Below are 23,584 nucleotides of genomic sequence, written 5' to 3' on the forward strand. Positions count from 1 at the left end.
GTTTAATATAGAGAAAAATGTTCCTATTTTTGCACCTTGTAAATAACATAGTCACCCCAAATGAAAATAAAGTTTTTAGCTATAATCGCAAGTTTCTTCATCCTATCGCTTGCAATCACTTCATGCCTGGATTCAGACAATAACTATGAATTAGGATCGGACGATACAATTACAGCGTTCGGAATAGATAAGATTTATGGCGTAAGTTACAAATTTACAATTGACCAGATTAAAGGAGAGATTTACAATCAAGACTCCGTACCTTACGGTTCCGACACCATTATCAATAAGATATTGGTTACAACAATGTCGGCTAATACGCCATGGATTCTTACAGGTGATACCATATTTAATCCGAATGACTCTGTAGATTTCAAACAAACAATGGTTTATGAAGATGGCAGGATTACCGTAAAACCACTTGAATTTGAGGTACATGCCGAAAATGGGGAAACAAAGAAAACCTATAAAATCTGGGTGAATAGACATCAGGTTGATCCGGACTCGTTGGTATGGGGAACAACATCTTACACTAATTCATTCTCGGGAGGACAGGTTAGCAGCACCCAAAGAACTAAAATGGTTTCTTTAGGCAGCAATGTTCTGATGTTCGCATCTGATGGTGCAAATTTACAGATATATAAGGGCCCATCGACAAACAACTGGGAGTCTATTTCATATACAGGTTTACCAAATACAGGGCTGAATATTGAATCTACCCTTGTATTTAAAGATGCACTTTATACTACAGACGGACAAACGACATATCGTTCTGAAGATGGCGCCACCTGGACATCCGTACCTAGCCAGTTCCCATCAGAAAAATTCTCGTCACCTGTTTCCATAGAAACATTCATCACGGTCTTCACCGATAAGAATAACAAAGAGGCAGATAAGACGATTGCAGGAATTATAGAAGATGAACATGGCAGGTCATTTGCCACAGCCACACTTAATGAGTCAGGAAATCTCATATGGGAAAGAGGACAAATTGTACCAAAACCGCTTAATGGCTCACCAGGCTTCCCGGCAGGTAAACTATCGGCTACAAAATCATTTACCACTCTTACAGGCGGACAACAAGCAATGCTGATTGGAACTCCATCAGATGATGCCACCGCCACTACCCCATGGTTCAGTGAAGATGGTACAGACTGGGCACCTTTGGAAACCACCGAAAAATACTCCTTACCTAAATGGAAAGAACCCACCATATTATATTATGGAAATACTCTTTACGCCTTTGGTGGTGCATATGGTTCGGATTCCGAGAATGACTTTTCTACCATATACACATCAATCAACGGAATGGTGTGGACAAAAATCGAAAGAGGATTCCTATTTCCCAATGATGAGGGCGTAAGCAAGTTTAAAGGAAGAAAAGGATATGCAATAACCCTTGATAAGGACAACTACATCTGGATGGGTTGGGGAAAGGGAGATTCTTATTCAGATGAAGTCTGGAGAGGTAAGCTGAACAGAGTAACCTTCGACAAACAGTAAAAACCGGCATGGATTTAGACCGTATACCTCAGCATATCGCAATTATCATGGATGGTAATGGCCGATGGGCGAAACAGCGTGGGAAAGAACGTAGTTTTGGTCATCAGGCTGGTGCAGAAACCGTCCACACAATAGCCGAAGCTGCTGCAAGGTTAGGAGTCAAATACCTTACGCTTTATACATTTTCAATAGAGAACTGGGACCGCCCTTCAGATGAGGTTTCAGCACTAATGAACCTACTGGTCAATTCTTTGGAAGAAGAAATCTTCCTTAAGAACAACATAAGCTTCCGGGTGATCGGCGAGATAGACAAATTGCCGGCCGATGTACAGAACAGCCTTAATTCCTGCATAAAGAATACGGCCCACAATGATGGCATGTGCATGGTTTTAGCCTTAAGTTATTCCTCACGTTGGGAAATTACAGAGGCTGCAAAACAAATTGCACGTGAGGTACAAGCAGAAAAAATGTCTGTCGATGCCATAGACAGCCATATTTTAGCATCTCACCTCCGCACTAGCTTCATGCCAGACCCCGACCTATTAATACGGACTGGCGGAGAACTACGGTTAAGCAATTATTTATTATGGCAATGTGCTTATTCCGAGTTATATTTTTGTGATACGTTCTGGCCTGATTTCAAAGAAGAAGCTTTCTATAAGGCAATCGAAGATTATCAAGGCCGTGAACGCCGTTTTGGTAAAACCAGTGAGCAAGTCAATTAATCAAAAGCATAGTAACTAAAATCATAATATAGATGCACTATCGTTATTCTTTTATATTCGTAGCATTCATCTGCCTGTTTTGCTTTGCCGCTACGGCAACCGCACAGGATGTAGAGGCGACTACTGACGACGAAACACCTAAACCGGTCATTTTATACTCGGGTACACCTAAGAAATATGAAATTGGTGGCATTAGTGTAGAGGGAGTCACGAATTACGAAGATTACGTCCTGATCGGGCTATCGGGCCTTTCGGTTGGACAGACCATTACCGTACCTGGTGACGAAATCACCCAGGCGATCAAACGCTACTGGCGCCACGGGTTATTCTCGAACGTACAAATCACCGCCGAGAAGATTGAAGACAATAAGATATATCTCAAGATTAAGTTGGCGCAACGCCCACGTATTTCAGACATCCGCTATAACGGGGTGAAGAAATCGGAACGCCAGGATCTGGAAGCCCGCCTCGGACTGGTAAAAGGCAGCCAGATTACGCCGAACCTTATAGACCGTGCAAAAACGCTTATCAAACGCTATTTCGACGATAAAGGGTTTAAGAACGCCGAAGTAACGATTGCACAGAAAGACGATCCAAGCAATGAGAACCAGGTTCTTGTAGATGTTAATATCGATAAGCATGAGAAAGTAAAAGTAAACCAGATTACAATCGTTGGTAATGAAGCTCTTAAGACTTCCAAGTTGAAGAGGGTGATGAAGAAAACCAACGAAAAAGGTAAACTGGTGAACTTCTTCCGTACCAAGAAATTCGTAAACGAAAACTACGAAGCGGATAAACAACGAATTATTGATAAATATAATGAGTTGGGATATCGGGATGCACGTATTATAGTAGATAGTGTTACCAACTATGACAATAGAACAGTAGATGTATTCCTGGAACTGGAAGAAGGCGATAAATACTATCTCCGCAACATCACCTGGGTAGGTAATACATTGTACCCATCGGATCAACTGAACTACCTGCTTCGTATGAAGAAAGGCGATGTGTACAACCAGAAATTATTGGATGAACGTATAAGCACAGACGATGATGCGATTGGTAACCTATATTATAATAACGGATACCTGTTCTACAACCTTGATCCGGTAGAAGTGAATATTGTAGGCGACTCCATCGACCTTGAAATGAGAATCTACGAAGGTAATCAGGCTACAATCAGCAAAATCACGATAAATGGTAATGACCGTTTGTACGAAAACGTTGTGCGTCGTGAACTTCGTACCCGTCCGGGAGCACTCTTCAGCAAGGAAGACCTGATGCGTTCTATGCGTGAAATACAGCAGATGGGACACTTCGACCCGGAAAACATACAACCCGACATCCAACCTGACCAGGTTAACGGTACGGTAAACATTGGCTATGACCTTGTTTCCAAAGCAAACGACCAGGTAGAATTCTCTGCGGGTTGGGGACAGACAGGTATTATCGGTAAGTTAAGTTTGAAGTTCACCAACTTCTCTATAGGCAACCTGGTGAAGAAAACCGACAACTACCGTGGTATCTTGCCACAGGGAGACGGACAAACATTAACCATCAGCGGACAAACGAATGCCGACTACTATCAATCTTATAGTATCTCATTCTTCGACCCCTGGTTTGGTGGAAAACGTCCGAACTCATTCTCTGTATCGGCATTCTTCTCATTGCAATCTGATATCAGTAGCCGTTATTATAACGATGCTTATATGAATAACGCATACAACAGCTACTATGGCGGATACGGTGGATATGGTTCATATAACTATGGTTATAATAACTATGAGAACTATTACGACCCGGATAAATCAATCAAGATGTTCGGACTTGCATTGGGCTGGGGTAAACGTCTGAAATGGCCGGATGACTACTTTACTTTATCTGCCGAGCTTTCTTACCAGAAGTACATTCTGAGTGAATGGATTTATTTCCCTGTAACAGATGGTAACTGTAACAATATCAGTCTGGCTTTTACGTTGAGCAGAAGTTCTATTGACTACCCGATCTTCCCACGTAGCGGTTCTGAGTTCTCATTCTCTGTACAGGCAACGCCTCCTTATTCTTTGTTTGATGGAGTAGACTATGGCAAATATGACCTTTCGAAACAGGAAGACGTTAACAAGATGCACAAATGGGTTGAATACCACAAATGGAAATTCAAATCCAAAACATATACTGCATTGAGTGCTGCCAAGAAGCCACTGGTTATCATGACACGCGTAGAATACGGTTTGCTGGGACACTATAATAAGAATAAGAAATCTCCTTTCGAAACCTTCGACGTAGGGGGTGACGGTATGACAGGGTATTCCAGCTATGCAACTGAAAGTGTTGCGCTACGCGGTTACGAAAACAGTGCTTTGACACCTAACCGTAGTTCAATGGGTTACGCTTATTCCCGCCTCGGACTTGAACTGAGATACCCACTTATGCTGGAACCTACAACAAGTATCTATATGTCTGGTTTCCTTGAAGCGGGTAACGCATGGAGCGATGTAAGTAAATTCAATCCGTTCGACCTGAAACGTTCGGCTGGTGTCGGCGTTCGTATCTTCCTGCCAATGATCGGTATGATGGGTATCGACTGGGCTTATGGTTTCGACAAGATCAACGGCAGCAAGCAATATAGCGGCTCGCAGTTACACTTTATCTTAGGTCAGGAATTCTAATTTGTATCACTAAAACTAAACATGATGAGAAAATCTATTCTGTTCCTCCTTCTTATGTTTGCCGTAAGTGTTACAGCAAACGCACAGAAGTATGCATTGATTGACATGGAATATATCTTGGAAAAGATACCTGCTTACGGACTTGCTAATGAGCAACTGAATGAACTGTCACAGAAGTGGCAGAACGAAATCGAAACAGTGTCTCAGGAAGCGCAAAATACCTATAAAGATTATCAGTCCAAATATGCTTCTTTATCCGACGAGCAAAGAACCAAAAAGGAAGAAGAGGTTATTTCGAAAGAAAAGGGTGTGAGCGAACTCAGACGCAAATACTTTGGACCTGAAGGTGAATTGACCAAACGCCAGCAAGCGCTGATGCAACCCATTCAGGATGATATCTACGAAGCGGTTAAAGAGATAGCCGAACAGAAAGGCTACTCGGTTGTGGTTGACAGAGCTACGGCCACAAGTATTATCTTTGCCTCGCCACGTATTGATATAAGCAATGAAGTCCTATCAAAATTAGGATATTCAAATTAATTTCATACATTTGTACGCTGTTATTAAGAACATTATCATTAAAAAAGTAAATTATAAGACTATGCTAAAGAAAATTGCGCTCGTAATCATGCTTATTATCCCAATGGGTGTGTTTGCACAAACTGTTAAGTTCGGTCATGTTTATTCTCAGGAAATTATCGTTCTGATGCCTGAATATACTAAAGCTGTTTCTGATATCCAGGCTTTGGAAAACAAATACAAAGATGAGATGCAGAGAACCAATGAAGAACTGACAAAGAAATACCAGGAATTCCAACAAGCTGTACAGGAAGGTAGCCTGCCTGCAAATATCCAGGAGAGAAGACAAAAAGAAATTCAAGACATGGCAGAAAGAAGCGAGCAGTTCCAACAAGATGCTTATCAGGAACTACAAAGAACTTCTCAAGAGCTGATGGCTCCTATCTCTAAGAAGGTAGAAGATGCTATCAAAGCTGTTGGTCAGGAAGAAAGTATGGTATATGTATTTGACTTGTCAAGAACATATATTCCTTTCGTTAATGACAAGCTTAGCGTTGACATCACAACGAAAGTGAAAACCAGAGTTGGTATTAAATAATTAGAGGCTAATTATATATTACGCGGAGAACGCGGATGGAGCGAATCAGCGTCCATCCGCGTTTTTCTTTAAAGCTATGAAAGAAGAATTATCCAAACTTCCGGGTGCTATCGGAGTATTTGATTCCGGCTATGGTGGACTTACTATTTTAAGTAAGATCCGGCAGGCATTGCCCGAGTATGACTATATTTATCTGGGGGATAATGCACGCACGCCTTATGGAACGCGCTCATTCGAGATCGTATATGAGTTTACGCTACAGGCGGTAAACAAGCTATTCGAGATGGGGTGCCATCTGGTTATACTGGCCTGCAATACCGCATCGGCCAAGGCGTTAAGAAGCATTCAGATTAATGATTTGCCGGGCATTGATCCGGAACGCCGGGTATTGGGGGTTATCCGCCCAACGGTAGAATGCATCGGCAATATTACCAACAGCCGCCATGTAGGGGTACTGGCCACATCGGGAACAATTAAATCGGAATCGTATCCTTTGGAGATTCATAAGTTATTCCCGGATATAGAAGTGCATGGACAGGCATGTCCTATGTGGGTTCCTCTGGTAGAGAACAACGAAGCACATGGTTTGGGAGCGGATTTCTTCGTGCAGAAGGATATAGATAGCCTGATGTACAAAGACCGTAAGATAGATACAATCATTCTGGGGTGTACGCACTATCCTTTGCTGGCAAATAAAATCAAGCGATTCGTTCCGGATGGTGTGACCGTTGTTTCGCAGGGTGAATATGTTGCAGCCAGCCTGAAAGATTATCTGCACCGGCATCCCGAAATGGATGGGAAGTGCACCAAAGGTGGTTCATGCCGGTTCTATACCACCGAGTCAGAAGATAAATTCCGCGAATCTGCATCTATCTTCCTGAACGAAAGAATAACGGCACAACGTATTACCATTGAATAAGTGGCGAGCCGCCACTGGCAGGATTCCATGCGGGTGGCAAACCATCAGCGAGATGATAACCTTTGTTTTATTAATTATTTTTCTCCCGATGCAACAATATGTATCGGGATTTTGTTATATTTGTATATAACGCAACCGATTAATACATACGCTTATGAAAGGAAAAGACGATACCCTATTAGTTGAAGTATTTACCGGTTCTCCATGGGAAGCCGAAATTACAAAAGGTTTGTTGGAAAGTAGTGGAATTGAAGCTATAGTAAAGGATGGCATTATGGGTACGCTTGCACCATATATCAGTCCGGAAGTAGCTATTCTGGTAAATGAAGACGATTATGAGTCTGCTACGGAAATCATTAAGAGCCAGGAGAGAAACAGAGAATTAGAAAAAGAAAAAGAGGGAGAAGTTGATCTGGAATTAGAATAAGAGACTAGAGAAATAACCCTATACCCGCCCGGAACAAGTTCGACTTGTTTCGGGTTCATTGTTTTGCGGCAAGGTGCCGCTATTCGACAAAAAACACTATATTTGCGCTTTCAAATTGTTAGAGAAATGGATCAACAGTTTACACGAATCGCAGTTAAGATAGGAAGCAATGTCCTTACCCGCCGGGATGGGACACTGGATGTTACGCGTATGTCGGCCATTACCGATCAGGTGGCAGAGCTGTACAAGAACGGCGTGGAGGTTATTCTTATATCTTCGGGGGCGGTGGCTTCCGGACGCAGTGAGATTAAGACACCCAAGAAGCTGGATAGTGTAGATCAACGCCAACTGTTCTCCGCAGTAGGGCAAGCCAAGCTGATCAACCGTTATTATGAGTTGTTCCGCGAGCATGAAATTCCCGTCGGACAGGTGCTTACAACAAAAGAGAACTTTGGTACCCGCAGGCATTACCTCAACCAAAGGAACTGCATGACTGTGATGCTCGACAATGGCGTCATTCCTATTGTCAATGAGAATGATACGATTTCGGTTACGGAATTGATGTTTACCGACAATGATGAGCTTTCCGGACTGATCGCCGCTATGATGGACGTACAGGCGTTGATTATCCTCAGCAACATTGATGGTATCTATGATGGCCCGCCATCCGAGCCCGGCACATCTGTTATACGCGAGATTGAGCAAGGCAAAGACTTGTCGAGTTATATACAAACGTCCCGTTCCAGCTTTGGCCGCGGGGGAATGATTACGAAAACAAACATTGCCCGCAAGGTGGCCGATGAGGGAATTACGGTTATCATTGCCAATGGTAAGAAAGATAATATCCTGGTGGATCTTCTGCAACGTCCGGACGAAACGATTTGCACGCGCTTTATCCCGGCCAAAGAAGCCGCTTCGAGCGTAAAGAAGTGGATTGCACACAGCGAAGGGTTTGCCAAAGGAGAGGTACACATCAACAGTTGCGCTACGGAGGTGATGAACTCGGATAAAGCCGTCAGTATTCTGCCCGTTGGGGTGACACGGATTGAAGGCGAGTTTGAGAAAGACGATATCGTCCGCATTATGGATGATAAAGGAAAGCAGATTGGCGTAGGACGGACAAGTTACAGTTCGGAACAAGCTCGCACGCTGATAGGCAAACATGGCAAGAAGGCCATTGTGCATTATGATTATCTTTGTTTAGAGTAATATCCGCATGAAACAGATAAACGAAATACTAGTCGCTGCCCGCGAGGCAAGCCGCAAGTTGGTACTCCTTACCGACAAGCAGATCAATGAAATACTGGTTGCCGTAGCCGATGCTACAGTGGGCCACAGTGCTTATATCCTGGAAGAGAACGCTAAGGATCTTGCCCGCATGGACAAGAACGCCCCCAAGTACGACCGGTTGATGCTTACCGAAGAGCGTCTGAAGGGAATAGCCGATGATATGAAGAACGTAGCTACCCTACCCTCTCCACTCGGACGCGTGCTGCGGGAAACGGTACGGCCTAATGGCATGCGGCTTAAGAAGATCAGTGTGGCTTTCGGAGTGATCGGCATTATCTACGAGGCGCGCCCTAACGTTAGCTTTGATGTGTTTTCGCTCTGCTTCAAAAGCGGAAGTGCTTGTGTATTGAAAGGAAGTACAGATGCTTATGAATCGAACAAAGCGATTGTCGGTGTGATACATGCGGTGTTGGAACAGTTTGGTGTAAATCCTGCTGTTGTAACTTTGCTTCCGCCCGACCGCGAAGCTACGAGCCAGCTATTGCATGCGGTTGGGCATGTAGACCTGATTATTCCACGTGGCAGCAGCAATCTGATCAACTTCGTGCGCGAGAATGCCACGATTCCGGTTATTGAGACGGGGGCGGGCATCTGCCATACGTATTTCGACGAATATGGTGACGCCGGCAAAGGTGCACCGATCATTAATAATGCGAAAACGCGCAGGGTCAGCGTATGCAACAGTCTGGATTGTTTGATTATTCACAGGAAACGGCTGGCTGACCTGCCTGCTTTGTGCCGCGAGTTATCTGAAAGCAATGTGTTGATTTATGCCGATACGGAAGCGTATGAGGCGCTGAATGGACATTATCCGGCAGAATGGCTACAGCCTGCCACGCCCGAGAGTTTCGGCACGGAGTTTCTGTCCTACACCATGTCTGTAAAGACGGTCGGGGACTTGGCAGAAGCCATCGGTCACATCACCGAGCATGGGTCAAAGCACAGCGAATGTATCGTCACCGAAAGCAAGGAGCATGCGCACCTGTTCGAGCAGTTGATAGATGCTGCTTGTGTTTATACGAACGTATCGACTGCATTCACGGATGGAGCACAGTTTGGGTTGGGTGCCGAAATCGGTATCAGCACCCAGAAGTTACATGCGCGCGGCCCTATGGGGTTGGAAGAAATCACCTCGTATAAATGGATTATCGAGGGAGAGGGGCAGATACGCAGCTAAGTATCGTTTAGTGTATCAGGAAGAACACCCAGTACCATTCTTTCGGATCGCCTTCGCCTACGCTTGGGGCGTACAAATAGGCGTAAGTCGGGGTTGTTTCTTCTACCCAGCTTACTGCCTGTAGGTTGGCTATGGCTTTCCAGATTGGAGCATAGTCTTTGTACTCGGCCAGGGCATCACCATGATAGAGGGGATACACGGAAGGCATTACAGCAGGTTTGTCTACTTTGGCAAAGTCACTGGCGGGAGAGATATTCTCGGGGAAAGTCCGCTTGCCTGTTCCCATCCACACGATGGTTCCGGCAAACAAGTCGGTTCCACTCAGCTCGTCGTACCATCTTACGCTACCGAAATCACCTGGCGACTTGTAGTCGTAGGCCATCTTTAAAGATTTGCTTCCGGCAGGGAACGGCACGGTGTAGCCGCCGAGGAATTCATTCGTGGTATAGTCTACGGTAAATGCATAGACCATAGAACCTATTGGGCACTCTTCGGGTAGTGAACCTTTTATAGGCTAGCTTCTTCATATTCATTATTTTAATGCATGTCTTGCAAATATAACACTTTATGTCTAACTTGCCGTCCATTTTAATTTAAATAAGCATGAAACAGTTTACAAACGTACATGATATTGGCGATCTGAGGAAAGCCGTAGAAGAATCTTTCGAGATCAAGAACGACCGTTTTAAATACGTAGAATTGGGGCGGAACAAAACCCTGATGATGATTTTCTTTAATTCCAGCCTCCGCACCCGTCTGAGCACGCAGAAGGCGGCAACGAACCTGGGTATGAATGTGATTGTGCTCGACATCAACCAGGGTGCCTGGAAGCTGGAAACGGAGAGAGGAGTGATCATGGATGGCGACAAGCCCGAGCACATCCGCGAAGCCATTCCGGTTATGGGATGTTATTGCGATATCATCGGTGTGCGTGCTTTCGCGCGGTTTGAAGACCGTGACTTTGATTACCAGGAAACGATTATCAATCAGTTCATCGAGCTTTCCGGACGTCCGGTGTTCTCGATGGAAGCCGCTACGCGCCACCCGTTGCAGAGCTTTGCCGACCTGATTACGATCGAAGAATATAAGAAAACAGCCCGCCCGAAGGTGGTAATGACCTGGGCGCCGCATCCACGTCCGCTACCACAGGCGGTACCGAACTCTTTTGCCGAGTGGATGAACGAAACGGATTACGACTTTGTCATTACTCATCCCGAAGGTTATGAACTTGATCCGGCCTTCGTGGGAAAGGCTAAGGTGGAGTACGATCAGATGAAGGCTTTCGAAGGGGCAGATTTCATTTATGCCAAGAACTGGGCGGCCTACTCGGGCGAGAATTACGGAAAGATCCTCAGTAAAGACCGCGATTGGACGGTAAGCGACCGGCAGATGGCTGTTACCAACAATGCGTATTTCATGCACTGCCTGCCTGTGCGCCGCAATATGATTGTTACGGACGAGGTGATTGAAGGTCCGCAGTCTATCGTTATTCCCGAGGCGGCCAACCGCGAAATATCGGCAACGGTGGTGCTGAAAAGAATGCTGGAAGGGCTGAAATAGTCCACGGAAAGTTGATTGCAACCGCCGCTGGTTTTAAAAAGAACCTTGAATAATAAAAAATGCCGGTTTCTTATGCTTGCTGACACCCGGGTGTGAATGGCCTTGACACCCGGGTGTCAGCAGGGTTCACACCCGGGTGTCAGCAAGCATAAGAAACTGGCATTTTAGCGTTTATCCGTCACATAAATAAATTCCCGCCTATCTCACAAAGAAAAGCGTGCGCTATTTCCGCATCATTTGCATGCTTCCAAATGGTTCTTCAACGGATTGGCATACATCGCCAGCAGCTTATTATAGAGGTAAGGTACGTCTTTATTGGCTATTTCAATCTTATCCAACTGCCCTTTCAGGTAAAGCTCAAAACGCTCTTTTTCCTCTTTGCTATAGTGAGATTCAAAGGCGGTGGCGCCTTCCAACAGATCGTGCGCGATATAGTTGCCCGGATACATGCGGTAGTTGCGATGGATATTCGTGTCGATCAACGAAGCGATTTGCCGGTACAATTCCGTTTTAGGCAGCGAGCGGTCCAGCCGCGCCAGTTCGTCATTCAAACAAGGAGCCACCTGGAAGTGAACGCGGCCTTTATAGCCCATCAGTCCCGTTTCCATGTTGCGGAGGTCGTCCTGCACGGTTTTCTTATACCCCTCGATGTCGCGTTTCAACTGAAACTCCTGCGCTTTCAGGAAGTCGCAAGGATCATATTCGTATGAAAGGGCAAGAGGCACGATATTGACCTCCATCAACTTGTCGACCACATCGCCTTCGCCGCCCATAGCCAGCATTTTCAGTACACTCTCTTGCGTACGGTCGTTGGAATCTTTGGCACGACCCTCGCGCTGTGCAATCCAAATGGACTGATTCTTGTGCGCAATCGTATAATGCATGTAGCGCGACATGCGGGCCGACGACTCCATCATCTGACGCATCGTTAACGCCCGCTGAACGATGAAGCTCTTGTTTACCCGCACCAGTTTCTTGATCCAGGGGTAGATGAGCAGGTTATCGCCGATGGCGATTTCCACCGTATCCATTCCCTCGTCCAGGAGCAGGATAGACAGGAATCCGGAATCCAGTATAATATCCCGGTGGTTAGAGATATAGGTATACGCCTTCGTCTTATCCTTCAGGGCGGAGTGATCCAACGTTAACCCATCGGAATGCGCTTTAGCCAGCTTCCACATCAGCGTATAGCTGAAAGCTACCTGAAAGTCTCTCTTTGTTTTGCTGCCACGCATTTTCTTTTCCAGCAATTCGAAAGGGATTTCCGGGAAAACGCTTGCAGCTACTTGCCTGAAAGCAGGGTCCGAAAGCAGCTCGTCAAAGATCTGGGGTAGCTCTTCGTCATGGTAAGGGCGGATTTCATCAAATTCAGCTGTGTTCATAAGTTATGGGTTTTGAGTTGTTAGAAGTAAGAAGTAAGAAGCTAGTAGTAACTTACTTCTAGCTACTGAATTCTAGCTTCTGAATTTATCTTCTATTATATCTGTCATTACATCTTTAATATCCATTCCGGCGGCCCGTACCTGCTGGGGGATAAAGCTGGCGGCCGTCATTCCGGGAGTCGTATTGACTTCCAGGAGGTTGATCTTGTTTCCTTCGGTTATAATATAATCGGCGCGGATAATACCGTAACACCCCAGAATATCGTAAATGGCCGAGGTGAGCAACTGGATACGCTCTGCCACATCGTCCGGAATACGGGCGGGCGTGATCTCGTCCGATTCGCCGTTGTATTTGGCACTGTAATCAAAGAACTCATTCTTAGTCACCACCTCTGTTATAGGAAACACAACTTCTTTCTTTTTTGTTTTATAACAGCCGCAAGTTACTTCCGTACCTTGCATAAACGCCTCGATCATCACCTCGTCGGCTTCTTCGAACGCCTTCTCGATGGCCGGCTGTATATCTTCCGCGGTCTTTACTTTCGATACTCCGAAGCTAGACCCGCCCAGGTTGGGTTTAATGAAACAGGGTAGGCCGACTTTACCGATCACCTCCTCGTCCAGTATCTCAAAACCACGGCGAAGCATCAGCGACTCGGATACGCGAATGCCAAAACCTTTCAGGTATTGATTGCAGGCGAACTTATTGAAGGTCAGCGCAGCAGGCAACACGCCACAGCAGGAGTAAGGCACGTGTATCATATCGAAATAGCCTTGCAGCAACCCGTTCTCGCCCGGGGTACCGTGAATGGTGATATAAGCAAAGTCGAACTTCACCTTCGCGCCATCGTGCGTGAAACTAAAATCGTTACGGTCTACCGGCGCCATACCATCGGGCAGGCGGACTTCCCAGCGGAGGCCCTGCATCTCTACAATATATAACTCATATTTCTCCTTATCAATAAAGGAGTAAATGCCCTCTGCACTACGCAGGGAAACGGGCAGTTCGGAAGAATCCCCTCCCGCAACGATAGCTATAATACGTTTCATTCTAATTCTCGATTACTAATGTAGCCTCTCCACTTGTCGATAAGCAAGGTCATGTCTTCGGGCAGCGGCGATGTAAAGTCCACCTCCTCGCCGGTCACCGGATGCTTAAATCCCAGCGTCATGGCATGCAATGCCTGTCGCGGGCAAATGTCGAAACAGTTATTTACAAATTGCTTATATTTACTGAAATGGGTTCCTTTCAGGATTTCATGCCCGCCATAGCGCTCGTCATTGAACAATACATGGCCAATGTATTTCATGTGCACACGAATCTGGTGCGTGCGCCCCGTCTCCAGAATACACTCTACCAGCGTTACATAACCAATACGTTCAATTACATTATAGTGGGTTACGGCATGTTTCCCGATCTCCGGGTCGGAGAATACGGCCATCTGCATACGGTCGCGCGGGTTACGGGCAATGTTGCCCACGATTGTTCCCGAATCTTCTTCAACAATTCCCCATACCAGCGCCCGATATCTGCGGCGGGTGGTTTTATTGAAGAACTGTAAGCCGAGACTCGTCTTGGCATCGGGCGTCTTGGCCACCACCAATAGTCCGGAAGTATCCTTATCGATACGATGCACCAGCCCCACCTGCGGGTCATTAGCATCATAATCGAGGTTATCCTTAAGGTGCCAGGCAATGGCATTGACGAGCGTCCCGGTATAGTTACCATGCCCCGGATGCACAACCAGCCCCGCCGGCTTGTTGATCACCATCAGCGCCTCGTCTTCGTAGACTATATCCAGCGGAATATCTTCGGGAATGATTTCGTTTTCATAACGCGGACGGTCCATCATGAGTGTAATCACATCCAACGGCTTCACCTTGTAGTTACTCTTAACCGCCTTGCCATTGGCCATCACACAACCTGCTTCGGCCGCTTTCTGAATCCGGTTGCGCGAAGCGTTGACGATACGTTCGAATAAATACTTATCTATCCGCGTCATGGCCTGGCCTTTATCTACCACCACCCGAAAGTGCTCGTATAGCTCGCCGGTACCGCCTACGGATTCGATATCGTCAAGATCATTATCTATATCGTCCGAATATTCTTCAACCATGTGCTGTTTCTTTGTCTGCTAGTCTACTAAAACCAGGATTCATCGGCTGCTCCACCATCGTCTATTACGGGTGCCTCCACTGTGCTGTCGCTTTCAAAAGATTCGCCGGCACCATCGCCCACAACCAGGGTCAGGGTTGAGCCTACGGGTACTCTTTCACCCGCCGCCAGAACACGCCCTTTATACTTAATGTTGTACACCCAGTCCCTCTCGCCCCGGGTCGGTTCATGCTTGGTCAGTTTAAAACCGGCCGCCAGCAGGCGAGCCTCAGCCTGACGCAAAGAACTATTATCGGCCACATCGGGAATGATTTGCGTGGGAACGTTCAACGTGTTAATGGTAAGATAGATCACCCTTCCTTCTTTCACCTTTTGTCCGCTCGAAGGCACATGTTCAAGTATGCTCCCTGCGGGTTTTTCTTTCACATACATCGAGTCTGTTACGATGCATTGCAATCCTTCAGCACCGAAAAGGTCTTGTGCTTCATGTACGGTTTTCCCCTTGGCATCAGGTACGATAATTGCCTGACCATGACGGGTATATGAATCGAGCGCCTTCAGGACAACAAACACCAACACGCCGGCCACGATGATCATAGCCAGAAGGTTTATCCAAAAGAAGCGGTTCTTTTTAAAAGAGAAGAATTCTTTTATTGTCATAACTATAGTAGCTTATGTGCTTCAAAGATAGTATAAAAAACAAAAGAAGTAAAGGTAATCTTAATAAAACCTTCACTTCCTTGTATTTCTCAGCGATAAGCCTATCATATCAGGCCTATTCGGAAAATCATTTCTTGGTTCCGCAGTATTCGTCAGAAACAGTTAGTTTCTTTCTACCTTTAGCACGACGCGCAGCCAATGTTCTGCGACCGTTAGCAGAAGCCATTCTTTCACGGAAACCGTGTTTGTTCTTTCTCTTTCTGTTAGAGGGTTGAAATGTTCTTTTCATTACTATATATTGTTTACGTTATTATTCTCACGAATTGGGTTGCAAAAATAGGTACTTTTTTCAAATAAACCAAGAGTTAAGTCTTTTTTAGTCAAAACATAGTGTGATTTTTACCGATTTACATTAATTTTGCAACCAATAAACTCAAAAACTTATAAACTCAAATCTATGGCTACTACCTCAGACATCAGAAACGGTATGTGTATCGACCTCGACGGTCACTATTATTTCATTACGGAATTCCTGCATGTAAAACCCGGAAAAGGCGCTGCCTTCGTTCGCACTAAAATGAAAAGTGTAACTACAGGACGTACACTTGAAAAAACATTCAACGCAGGCGTGAAGATTGAAGAAGTTCGCATCGAACGTCGTCCTTACCAATTCCTGTATCTGGATGATATGGGCTACAACTTCATGAATCAGGAAACCTTCGAGCAAATTCCTATCGCTAAAGAACTGATCACAGGTGTTGACTTCCTGAAAGAAGGTGATATCGTAGATGTAGTATCACATGCTGAATCAGAAACTGTACTTTACGCCGAAGTTCCCGTAAAAGTGACCCTTAAAGTAACTTACACCGAGCCAGGACTTAAAGGTGATACAGCAACCAACGCAACGAAACCTGCAACGCTCGAAACCGGTGCTACCGTACGCGTTCCATTGTTCATCAACGAAGGCGAACTGATCGAAATTGATACAAGAGACGGCTCTTACCAGGGAAGAGTAAAAGGTTAATTCAGTTGAAAGTTGAAAGTTGAAAGTTGAAAGTTACTATGCAGGTTCTTATTTTTAATTCATCCGCATGGTAACTGTCAACTGTCAACTGTTAACTGTCAACTGAAAATTTCATTCCATGAAATTTTCCATCATCATCCCCGTCTACAATCGTCCCGATGAAGTGGATGAATTGTTGCATAGCCTCACATTACAGCGGTATACCCATTTTGAGGTGATTGTAGTGGAAGACGGTTCCAGCGTTCCATGCAAGGATGTGGTGGACAAATACGCTTCAACTTTAGATATTAAGTACTTTACCAAGCCCAATTCCGGCCCCGGACAGTCGCGCAACTACGGAGCCGAAAGAAGCCAGGGCGAATACCTCATTATACTTGATTCGGATTGTATTCTTCCGGAGGGTTATTTTGAAGCAATAGAGAAAGAGTTGCAAAGGAGTGAGGCCGATGCATTTGGTGGCCCGGATAAGGCGCACGAATCTTTCACCCGTATACAGAAAGCAATCAATTACTCAATGACTTCCTTCTTCACCACCGGCGGTATCCGTGGCGGGAAGAAGAAAATGGATAAATTCTACCCGCGGAGTTTCAACATGGGAATACGCAGAGAGGTTTACGAAGCGTTGGGTGGATTCTCCAATATGCGGTTTGGCGAGGATATTGATTTCAGCATTCGCATATTCAAAGGCGGATACACATGCCGGCTGTTCCCAGATGCATGGGTATACCATAAACGCCGCACCGACCTGAGGAAGTTCTTCAAACAGGTGCACAACTCGGGAATAGCCCGGATTAATCTATACAAGAAGTATCCCGAATCACTTAAACTGGTGCATTTGCTTCCCGCTGCATTTACCATAGGCGTTGCCTTTTTCCTTATCGGCGCTATATTTTGCCTATATAGCTTTCTTCCTATTGCATGCTATGCTTTATTAGTGACCATAGATGCTTCTATACAGAACAAGAGCCTCATTATCGGGATGTATGCCGTGGCCGCTTCTTTCGTTCAACTCATCGGATATGGCACCGGATTCTTGCGTGCCTGGTGGCAGAGGTGCGTGTTGGGCAAAGATGAGTTTTCCGCATTCAACAAGAACTTCTACAAGTAAAAAGAACAGAGGTATGATTGCATCCCGCAGCCATACCCCTTTTTGAAATTAACCTTGCTTTATAATCCTTATTTGTTTGGATGGGAATACCAATCTAAGTATCTCTCAAAACCACTTTCTACCCATTTCGTATAATCCGGATAAGTTACGTCTATACTCTTCGTCTCTGTTGGGATTACAAATCCTCCGATACCGGAAAGATGGATCGCAAACGGATAGTTTATGTTTTCGCCGCTTACATAATAAAGACCTTTACTTGGGTTTGACCGATCATCTTCCGTTCCGAAGAGCAAGATATTTGCCCTACTTGTCGGTTTATAGAACGGCAGATGCACCTCTACCCCCGCCGCCGGAGAGATAAATGGGTTATAAGGAGCCGGATTCTGATTATACACCTCCTGGGATATACGGTTATTCCGCAGTTTAACAGTTATGTTATAGACTTTAGGCGTAACCGGGTCCTGGTATGGCTTTATTGCGGCAGTCACATCTTTACACAGATCAATAATAACGCCATCGCCATCGTCTGTATAGGATGACTCTACATCATCTACTTCAATGCTTTCAATATCGGACATCGCAAAAGGAATTTTATAAGAGAAACTGTTCTTATAGTCGGCACCTGTATGAATCAGGCCAAAGCAATCCTGAATCTCTGTTGCATATGCCACAGCTTCATTAGCCGTTTTAACCAACTTTACCGATGAGGTATATTTCACGACTACGTCATTCAAATCATAATCTCCTTTTCTAGGCCAATAATCTTCAAATGCTACCACTCCCAAGCTATTGTCATAAGTGATAATATCATCTACCGGATCAATAACAGGAGGAGGATTAATGGCATCATGAGGGTCTGTTGCCACATGGAAGATTATATCATTGCAATCACGGTCGCCCTTTCCATTATCATTATATTCATCTTCAAAGCCGAAACAAATAAAAGGATTCTGCTGAGTACCTGCGTTAAAAGCCATTGTGTGGTTACGGAGAGTTTTATCGTTTTCCACATTCCAACCTATTACAGAGTAAAATATACCATAAGGGTATTGCACCAGCGTTTGGTTGGCCGAGTTATAACTCTGTGAGCGCAACATCCAACCAATAGTCGTTCCTTTCGGGAACTCTTCTTCGAGCATTCCGGTTTCAGCATTATAATACTTCAACTGCACATAATCGCCAATCTGCAAGCCACCATCGCGAAGAACCAGAGAAGGAATAGCAACGACCTCGGTCACATCCATCCGGTCCATGGCTTGCAAATCCTCCTTCTTTCCTTTATAACAGAAATAACTAAGGGTATTATCCCACCATGCACCATTCCCGATAATCCCTACCCAGACTTTCGCATCTTGCTGAAGATACATGGAAGCATCAGTGTAATACTCCTCACCGGCACGTACTTTTTCGGGAAACGTATTCGCAATACGAGTCAACGTTGACTGAGGAATTGCATTGGCATATGCAATATAATTGGGCCGGTGTTTGGCATCTACATCCAAGCGGTTGCCGTATTGACCCAGGAAGAGACTTGCGTCTCTGTTCCAGAAATCACCTGCAGCACGCGAGGTCGTTCTTTGAGCTGTTGCTTCGACCCTCTCGAAAGAAGCAACTCCATCCACAATCTTAGCATATAGCAGATTGGGAACCAACGGACTCGCCGAATATGCATACAGTTCCTCCACGTACGAAGGAAGCATCTTGGTTAAACGATTCGCACCGCCTACAAATATACCACTCCCAATGGGTTCCGCACCAGACTGAAGGACAGGCTGACCATTTTCAGGGAACGTATACGGATTCTCTGCATACAGGTCGAACGCTGCTCCGCATCCATCGGGCACCTGATAGGAAAAGTCTAATGTCACGGTCCGGGTAGTCGAGAATTCAGCCAGCGAGGGGTTAGAATTTACAGTTTCCCCGGGCACTTTAGGTTCATAATAGTCTTTGTCCTGACAGCCGGTTAGAAAAAAAATTGTAGCTAGCAGACAGCTAATTGCAAAAAAGTTACCACTTCTCTTTCTCATAGCATCAATATTAAAGTTATACAATATAGTCTCCTTTTATCGACAAATCTATGCACAATCTTTTGTACAGCCGATCAACATATACAACTTTTGATAGTAAATTCTATGCAATCGTTTGCAATTTCATTCATTATGAGCTCATTTCTATGCAATTACAAACAAGGCGTAAATCCTCATTAGAAAAATATTTATCAACGCCACATCGAGTTACACCAAACAATTTCATTACCTTTGCCGCTCTAAAAACACAAACCCAAATGTATACGACGAACAAAAAGCCCAGCATCAACCAATGGGCAGAAGAAGACCGCCCACGCGAGAAAATGATAGCGAAGGGCATAGATGTACTCAGCGATGCAGAACTGCTGGGCATTCTTATTGGCTCCGGCAATACAGAAGAAAGCGCCGTAGAACTTATGCGCAGAGTCCTTCTGGCTTGTGATAACAACCTGAATGAGTTGGGCAAGTGGACTTACCGCAACTTTTCCGATTTTAAGGGCATTGGCCCGGCAAAGGCTACAACAGTCATGGCTGCACTGGAACTCGGAAAAAGAAGAAAGATGCAGGAAATCAAGGAGCGTACCCAGATCACATGCTCGACAGATATCTACCGGATATTCCACCCTCTTTTGTGCGATCTTTCACAAGAGGAGTTCTGGATTCTTCTTCTCAACCAAAGCAGTAAGGTCATTGATAAAGTACGGATAAGTACCGGAGGAATAGACGGAACATATGCCGACGTACGCCTGATTCTACGCGAGGCTATACTGCAACGAGCCACAGGAATTGTGCTGATCCATAATCACCCATCGGGCAACCCTACACCAAGTGTAAGCGACAAAAGACTTACAACTGCCGTTTCCCAGGGAGCACAAACGATGAACATTCGCCTTTCCGATCATGTTATTATTTGTGATGGAGAGTATTATAGTTTCGCAGATAAAGGAGAACTCTTGTAAATTGAGAATTGAGAATTACCATGCGGATGACAAATATAAAACCAGATCGGCATCGTAATTCTCAATTCTCAATTCTCAATTCTCAATTTAAAAACTATCTTTGCATTAATAAAGCATTTTAAGTATGACTACATTCGAAATTGAAGAAAAGATAGTCGAAGTACTAAAGACAGTATTCGACCCGGAAATCCCGGTTAATGTTTACGACCTGGGGTTAATTTATAAGATTGATGTATCGGAAGACGGAGCAACGGTTGTCGACATGACTCTGACTGCTCCCAACTGTCCGGCAGCCGATTTTATCATGGAAGACGTACGCATGAAAGTGGAATCGGTAGAGGGAGTGACATCTACCACCGTCAATCTTGTGTTTGAGCCGGAATGGGACAAAGACATGATGAGTGAAGAAGCCAAACTGGAACTCGGATTTTTATAGCGGATGAAGAACATTTATTTCCTTTCGGATGCCCACCTGGGGTCAAGGGCCATTAAATCGGGACGTACACAAGAGCGCCGCCTTGTGAACTTTCTGGATAGTATCAAACATAAAGCATCGGCTGTTTATCTGCTGGGCGATATGTTCGACTACTGGCACGAGTACAAGAACGTGGTACCCAAAGGGTATACCCGTTTCCTGGGTAAGTTGTCCGAGCTGACCGATATGGGGGTGGAAGTGCATTTCTTCATTGGCAATCATGACATCTGGTGCAAGGACTATCTCACCAAAGAGTGTGGTGTCATTATGCACTATGAGCCACTGACCACCGAGATACACGGCAAGGAGTTCTACCTGGCTCATGGAGATGGCTTGGGCGACCCGGGCAAGACGTTCAAATTTCTCCGCTCCGCATTTCGTAACCCTGTATTACAAAAGATATTTGCTGCTATTCACCCCGGTTGGACGCTGGAATGGGGTTTAAACTGGGCCAAGCACAGCCGGCTGAAACGCGAAGATGGTAAAGAGCCCGAATATATGGGGGAGAATAAGGAATTCCTTGTTCTTTATTCGAAAGAGTACCTTAAAGCTCACCCCAATATTAATTACTTCATCTACGGACACCGCCACATCATGCTCGACCTGATGTTAAGCAGAACGGCACGCATGATGATTCTAGGCGATTGGATCTCATACTTCTCCTATGCCGTCTTCGACGGAGAAAACCTTTTCCTCGAAGAATACATCGAAGGAGAAACCCAACCTTAGGGGACGAGGCAGCGGCAATGTGCCGCTGCGAGGTTTCCATGCGGGCTGCTATTTATAGCCGCCAGCTTTTGCAATACGTTTTGGGATATCGGTATTATCCATTTTGCCCTTAAACAGTTCGGAGCCTGCGCCGATGGCATATACAGGAACATATCCGGCAGAGTGGCCACCTGTGCTCCATCCCAGTCCGGCAATATCGTTGATTACATCTTTTGCTTTAGCTGCAATCGGCTCGAGCTTGGTATACAGGCTTTCTTCCATAGCCAGGTTGCCGGCTTTTGAGAAAGATTCTTCATAGCTATCACGAAGTAGTTTTTCATGTTCCCACTTCATTGGAAGTTCGGTCCAGAATCCCATCGTTTCACCAAGAAGTGCTTTGATCTCTTCCCAGCTTACTTTATGTTCTTTTTGTTTACGCAATTGTGTGATGCGGGCTGATAAAGTTCCCAGCGATTGCTTTTGGTGTTTCAATGCTTTTAACTGCATACCTTGTTTTCCACCTTTCAGGGTAATACCACCCGTTTCATGGTCGGCAGTAACTACGATAAGGGTTTCTTTCGGATGCTTTTTATAAAATTCATAAGCCACTTTGATTGCAGCATCCATATCAGCTACTTCATGGAAAGCCGTTGCAGCATCGTTAGCATGACATGCCCAGTCGATCATTCCGCCTTCTACCATCAGGAAGAAGCCTTTACTGTTATTCTTAGTAAGGAAAGAGATAGCGCTTTCTGTGATTTGCGATAAGGTTAAATCGTTCTCCTTACGGTCTATTGCATAAGATAAACATCCCGGATTGGCACCTTCTTCCTGAATCAGTATCATCTTTTTGGCAGAAGAAGATTTGGCTTTGAAATCATTATATCCTCTTGCTACTGTATAACCGGCTTCCTCAAAGATTGGGAAAATACCTGGAGCTTCTTGCTTGTCGAATGTTGTATTGGGTTTAAGAAATCCACCACCGGCATAAAAATCAAAGTTTGCTTTAGGCAGGTCGAGTGCTATTTCGTAATACATGCTACGATTGGGTTGATGCGCATAAAAAGCAGATGGAGTGGCATGGTCAACGCTTACACTGGTGGTCACTCCGACCTTCTTTCCGGAGCGTTTTGCCATTTCGGCAACCGAAGTCAGGGGTTGTTTTTGTTCATCAACTCCGATAGCAGAGTTATAGGTTTTCTCGCCTGTTGCCAGGGCAGTTCCAGCGGCTGCCGAGTCGGTAACCGGAGCATTCGCAGAGAAGGTCGTGGCCATGTTAATCACTGGGAATTGGCTGAATTGCAAAGGGATTATCCCGATACGGTTCTCTTCGGCATCTGCCTGGTACATCTCGGTAGCATTTACCTGGTTAACACCCATTCCATCGCCAATGAAATAGAATACATACTTTGCCTTTCCTTGTGCAAACACCGCTGTGGCGAGTACGGCAAACAATAATACGTGAATAGTTCTCTTCATAATATTATGTTAATTATTAAGTCATGAGTAACAAAGGTAGTGATTTTGTTTGCACATGCCAGATTTAATAAACAAAAAAGCTGTTTTAACTATCCTCCCCCTACCCCCTCCAAAGGGGGATACCTTGCGGTACCGCTTTATAGCGCAGCTTATCCCCCTTTGGAGGCAGGGCTGTTAAGTTTTCTTGTAATATTTTGTATTTGAGGTTATTATCCTCCATAGTTCTTTGACATTATTAGCATAAAATTGAGTTGCATGT

At 45.2% G+C, this 23,584-nt stretch carries 23 protein-coding genes; 15 read left to right on the top strand and 8 right to left on the bottom strand.

Annotated elements, in window-relative coordinates; translation table 11 throughout:
- The first annotated feature begins 60 nt into the window (after window positions 1-60).
- From D0T87_RS18085 to D0T87_RS18125, 9 genes are all read left to right on the top strand, one after another.
- Complete coding sequence (locus D0T87_RS18085; RefSeq protein WP_163176623.1) at window positions 61-1,503, top strand: DUF6242 domain-containing protein; 1,443 nt, start codon at window positions 61-63, stop codon at window positions 1,501-1,503.
- Window positions 1,504-1,511: 8 nt separating this feature from the next.
- Complete coding sequence (locus D0T87_RS18090) at window positions 1,512-2,228, top strand: isoprenyl transferase (protein WP_163176625.1); 717 nt, start codon at window positions 1,512-1,514, stop codon at window positions 2,226-2,228.
- A gap of 32 nt (window positions 2,229-2,260) precedes the next feature.
- Complete coding sequence (locus tag D0T87_RS18095; protein ID WP_163176627.1) at window positions 2,261-4,897, top strand: outer membrane protein assembly factor; 2,637 nt, start codon at window positions 2,261-2,263, stop codon at window positions 4,895-4,897.
- Between the two features lie 24 nt (window positions 4,898-4,921).
- Window positions 4,922-5,437, top strand: coding sequence for an OmpH family outer membrane protein (locus D0T87_RS18100; protein ID WP_163176678.1), 516 nt, complete (start codon window positions 4,922-4,924; stop codon window positions 5,435-5,437).
- A gap of 61 nt (window positions 5,438-5,498) precedes the next feature.
- Window positions 5,499-6,014 carry an OmpH family outer membrane protein gene (locus D0T87_RS18105; protein ID WP_163176629.1) on the top strand — a complete coding sequence of 172 codons (516 nt, stop codon included), beginning with the start codon at window positions 5,499-5,501 and terminating at the stop codon, window positions 6,012-6,014.
- Between the two features lie 76 nt (window positions 6,015-6,090).
- The gene (gene murI, locus D0T87_RS18110; RefSeq protein WP_163176633.1) at window positions 6,091-6,933 is read left to right on the top strand and encodes a glutamate racemase; all 843 of its coding nucleotides are present in this window, start codon (window positions 6,091-6,093) and stop codon (window positions 6,931-6,933) included.
- A gap of 154 nt (window positions 6,934-7,087) precedes the next feature.
- Window positions 7,088-7,360 (top strand): DUF2007-related protein, encoded by a 273-nt coding sequence (locus D0T87_RS18115; protein WP_163176635.1) that lies wholly within the window; start codon window positions 7,088-7,090, stop codon window positions 7,358-7,360.
- A gap of 126 nt (window positions 7,361-7,486) precedes the next feature.
- Window positions 7,487-8,569: a glutamate 5-kinase gene (proB, locus tag D0T87_RS18120; RefSeq protein ID WP_163176637.1), complete on the top strand. Its 1,083-nt coding sequence runs from the start codon at window positions 7,487-7,489 to the stop codon at window positions 8,567-8,569.
- A gap of 7 nt (window positions 8,570-8,576) precedes the next feature.
- Complete coding sequence (locus D0T87_RS18125; RefSeq protein WP_163176639.1) at window positions 8,577-9,827, top strand: glutamate-5-semialdehyde dehydrogenase; 1,251 nt, start codon at window positions 8,577-8,579, stop codon at window positions 9,825-9,827.
- A 7-nt stretch (window positions 9,828-9,834) separates the two neighbouring features.
- Here D0T87_RS18125 and D0T87_RS18130 read toward each other — a convergent pair whose 3' ends face one another.
- A complete protein-coding gene (locus tag D0T87_RS18130) occupies window positions 9,835-10,299 on the bottom strand; it encodes a hypothetical protein (RefSeq protein ID WP_163176641.1) in 465 nt (154 codons plus the stop codon).
- A 131-nt stretch (window positions 10,300-10,430) separates the two neighbouring features.
- On the opposite strand from D0T87_RS18130, the gene D0T87_RS18135 reads away from it, so the two are divergent.
- Window positions 10,431-11,387, top strand: coding sequence for an acetylornithine carbamoyltransferase (locus D0T87_RS18135; RefSeq protein WP_163176643.1), 957 nt, complete (start codon window positions 10,431-10,433; stop codon window positions 11,385-11,387).
- 233 nt (window positions 11,388-11,620) lie between these two features.
- Here D0T87_RS18135 and D0T87_RS18140 read toward each other — a convergent pair whose 3' ends face one another.
- The 5 genes from D0T87_RS18140 to rpmH form a co-directional block, all read right to left on the bottom strand.
- On the bottom strand, window positions 11,621-12,769 hold the full coding sequence (locus tag D0T87_RS18140; protein WP_163176645.1) for a 1-acyl-sn-glycerol-3-phosphate acyltransferase: 1,149 nt from the start codon (window positions 12,767-12,769) through the stop codon (window positions 11,621-11,623).
- A 72-nt stretch (window positions 12,770-12,841) separates the two neighbouring features.
- Entirely contained in the window at window positions 12,842-13,819 is a 978-nt protein-coding gene (locus D0T87_RS18145; protein WP_163176647.1) for a D-alanine--D-alanine ligase, read from the bottom strand.
- Window positions 13,816-14,886, bottom strand: coding sequence for an RluA family pseudouridine synthase (locus tag D0T87_RS18150; protein ID WP_163176649.1), 1,071 nt, complete (start codon window positions 14,884-14,886; stop codon window positions 13,816-13,818). Before D0T87_RS18150 ends, D0T87_RS18145 begins: the two co-directional genes overlap by 4 nt.
- Before the next feature lie 26 nt (window positions 14,887-14,912).
- Window positions 14,913-15,545, bottom strand: a complete 633-nt coding sequence (locus D0T87_RS18155) for a PASTA domain-containing protein (protein WP_163176654.1) — start codon at window positions 15,543-15,545, stop codon at window positions 14,913-14,915.
- Window positions 15,546-15,672: 127 nt separating this feature from the next.
- Complete coding sequence (gene rpmH, locus D0T87_RS18160) at window positions 15,673-15,834, bottom strand: 50S ribosomal protein L34 (RefSeq protein ID WP_163176656.1); 162 nt, start codon at window positions 15,832-15,834, stop codon at window positions 15,673-15,675.
- A gap of 168 nt (window positions 15,835-16,002) precedes the next feature.
- On the opposite strand from rpmH, the gene efp reads away from it, so the two are divergent.
- Together efp and D0T87_RS18170 are read left to right on the top strand one after the other, a co-directional pair.
- On the top strand, window positions 16,003-16,569 hold the full coding sequence (gene efp, locus D0T87_RS18165; RefSeq protein ID WP_163176658.1) for an elongation factor P: 567 nt from the start codon (window positions 16,003-16,005) through the stop codon (window positions 16,567-16,569).
- A 118-nt stretch (window positions 16,570-16,687) separates the two neighbouring features.
- Window positions 16,688-17,677: a glycosyltransferase family 2 protein gene (locus D0T87_RS18170; protein ID WP_163176660.1), complete on the top strand. Its 990-nt coding sequence runs from the start codon at window positions 16,688-16,690 to the stop codon at window positions 17,675-17,677.
- Between the two features lie 68 nt (window positions 17,678-17,745).
- Here D0T87_RS18170 and D0T87_RS18175 read toward each other — a convergent pair whose 3' ends face one another.
- The gene (locus D0T87_RS18175) at window positions 17,746-19,704 is read right to left on the bottom strand and encodes an LruC domain-containing protein (RefSeq protein ID WP_163176662.1); all 1,959 of its coding nucleotides are present in this window, start codon (window positions 19,702-19,704) and stop codon (window positions 17,746-17,748) included.
- A gap of 257 nt (window positions 19,705-19,961) precedes the next feature.
- Between D0T87_RS18175 and radC the strand changes: the two genes are divergently transcribed.
- From radC to D0T87_RS18190, 3 genes are all read left to right on the top strand, one after another.
- Window positions 19,962-20,663: a DNA repair protein RadC gene (gene radC / locus D0T87_RS18180; RefSeq protein ID WP_163176664.1), complete on the top strand. Its 702-nt coding sequence runs from the start codon at window positions 19,962-19,964 to the stop codon at window positions 20,661-20,663.
- Between the two features lie 124 nt (window positions 20,664-20,787).
- Window positions 20,788-21,099, top strand: coding sequence for an iron-sulfur cluster assembly protein (locus tag D0T87_RS18185; protein WP_163176666.1), 312 nt, complete (start codon window positions 20,788-20,790; stop codon window positions 21,097-21,099).
- 3 nt (window positions 21,100-21,102) lie between these two features.
- Window positions 21,103-21,867: a UDP-2,3-diacylglucosamine diphosphatase gene (locus D0T87_RS18190; RefSeq protein ID WP_163176669.1), complete on the top strand. Its 765-nt coding sequence runs from the start codon at window positions 21,103-21,105 to the stop codon at window positions 21,865-21,867.
- Window positions 21,868-21,915: 48 nt separating this feature from the next.
- Here D0T87_RS18190 and D0T87_RS18195 read toward each other — a convergent pair whose 3' ends face one another.
- Window positions 21,916-23,325 carry an alkaline phosphatase gene (locus tag D0T87_RS18195; RefSeq protein ID WP_163176671.1) on the bottom strand — a complete coding sequence of 470 codons (1,410 nt, stop codon included), beginning with the start codon at window positions 23,323-23,325 and terminating at the stop codon, window positions 21,916-21,918.
- Window positions 23,326-23,584: the final 259 nt, after the last annotated feature.

The sequence above is a fragment of the Bacteroides sp. 51 genome, from assembly GCF_010500965.1.
Classification (GTDB): Bacteria; Bacteroidota; Bacteroidia; order Bacteroidales; family Bacteroidaceae; genus Bacteroides.

Excerpts from the sequence above, each read along its gene's own strand:
- D0T87_RS18145 (WP_163176647.1), bottom strand. The coding sequence starts at position 13,819 with ATGAAACGTATTATAGCTATCGTTGCGGGAGGGGATTCTTCCGAACTG.
- D0T87_RS18175 (WP_163176662.1), bottom strand. The coding sequence starts at position 19,704 with ATGAGAAAGAGAAGTGGTAACTTTTTTGCAATTAGCTGTCTGCTAGCT.
- D0T87_RS18095 (WP_163176627.1), top strand. The coding sequence starts at position 2,261 with ATGCACTATCGTTATTCTTTTATATTCGTAGCATTCATCTGCCTGTTT.
- efp (WP_163176658.1), top strand. The coding sequence starts at position 16,003 with ATGGCTACTACCTCAGACATCAGAAACGGTATGTGTATCGACCTCGAC.
- radC (WP_163176664.1), top strand. The coding sequence starts at position 19,962 with ATGTATACGACGAACAAAAAGCCCAGCATCAACCAATGGGCAGAAGAA.
- proB (WP_163176637.1), top strand. The coding sequence starts at position 7,487 with ATGGATCAACAGTTTACACGAATCGCAGTTAAGATAGGAAGCAATGTC.
- D0T87_RS18090 (WP_163176625.1), top strand. The coding sequence starts at position 1,512 with ATGGATTTAGACCGTATACCTCAGCATATCGCAATTATCATGGATGGT.
- D0T87_RS18115 (WP_163176635.1), top strand. The coding sequence starts at position 7,088 with ATGAAAGGAAAAGACGATACCCTATTAGTTGAAGTATTTACCGGTTCT.
- D0T87_RS18185 (WP_163176666.1), top strand. The coding sequence starts at position 20,788 with ATGACTACATTCGAAATTGAAGAAAAGATAGTCGAAGTACTAAAGACA.
- D0T87_RS18140 (WP_163176645.1), bottom strand. The coding sequence starts at position 12,769 with ATGAACACAGCTGAATTTGATGAAATCCGCCCTTACCATGACGAAGAG.
- D0T87_RS18105 (WP_163176629.1), top strand. The coding sequence starts at position 5,499 with ATGCTAAAGAAAATTGCGCTCGTAATCATGCTTATTATCCCAATGGGT.
- D0T87_RS18190 (WP_163176669.1), top strand. The coding sequence starts at position 21,103 with ATGAAGAACATTTATTTCCTTTCGGATGCCCACCTGGGGTCAAGGGCC.
- rpmH (WP_163176656.1), bottom strand. The coding sequence starts at position 15,834 with ATGAAAAGAACATTTCAACCCTCTAACAGAAAGAGAAAGAACAAACAC.
- murI (WP_163176633.1), top strand. The coding sequence starts at position 6,091 with ATGAAAGAAGAATTATCCAAACTTCCGGGTGCTATCGGAGTATTTGAT.
- D0T87_RS18125 (WP_163176639.1), top strand. The coding sequence starts at position 8,577 with ATGAAACAGATAAACGAAATACTAGTCGCTGCCCGCGAGGCAAGCCGC.
- D0T87_RS18155 (WP_163176654.1), bottom strand. The coding sequence starts at position 15,545 with ATGACAATAAAAGAATTCTTCTCTTTTAAAAAGAACCGCTTCTTTTGG.
- D0T87_RS18195 (WP_163176671.1), bottom strand. The coding sequence starts at position 23,325 with ATGAAGAGAACTATTCACGTATTATTGTTTGCCGTACTCGCCACAGCG.
- D0T87_RS18135 (WP_163176643.1), top strand. The coding sequence starts at position 10,431 with ATGAAACAGTTTACAAACGTACATGATATTGGCGATCTGAGGAAAGCC.
- D0T87_RS18150 (WP_163176649.1), bottom strand. The coding sequence starts at position 14,886 with ATGGTTGAAGAATATTCGGACGATATAGATAATGATCTTGACGATATC.
- D0T87_RS18100 (WP_163176678.1), top strand. The coding sequence starts at position 4,922 with ATGAGAAAATCTATTCTGTTCCTCCTTCTTATGTTTGCCGTAAGTGTT.
- D0T87_RS18085 (WP_163176623.1), top strand. The coding sequence starts at position 61 with ATGAAAATAAAGTTTTTAGCTATAATCGCAAGTTTCTTCATCCTATCG.
- D0T87_RS18130 (WP_163176641.1), bottom strand. The coding sequence starts at position 10,299 with ATGGTCTATGCATTTACCGTAGACTATACCACGAATGAATTCCTCGGC.
- D0T87_RS18170 (WP_163176660.1), top strand. The coding sequence starts at position 16,688 with ATGAAATTTTCCATCATCATCCCCGTCTACAATCGTCCCGATGAAGTG.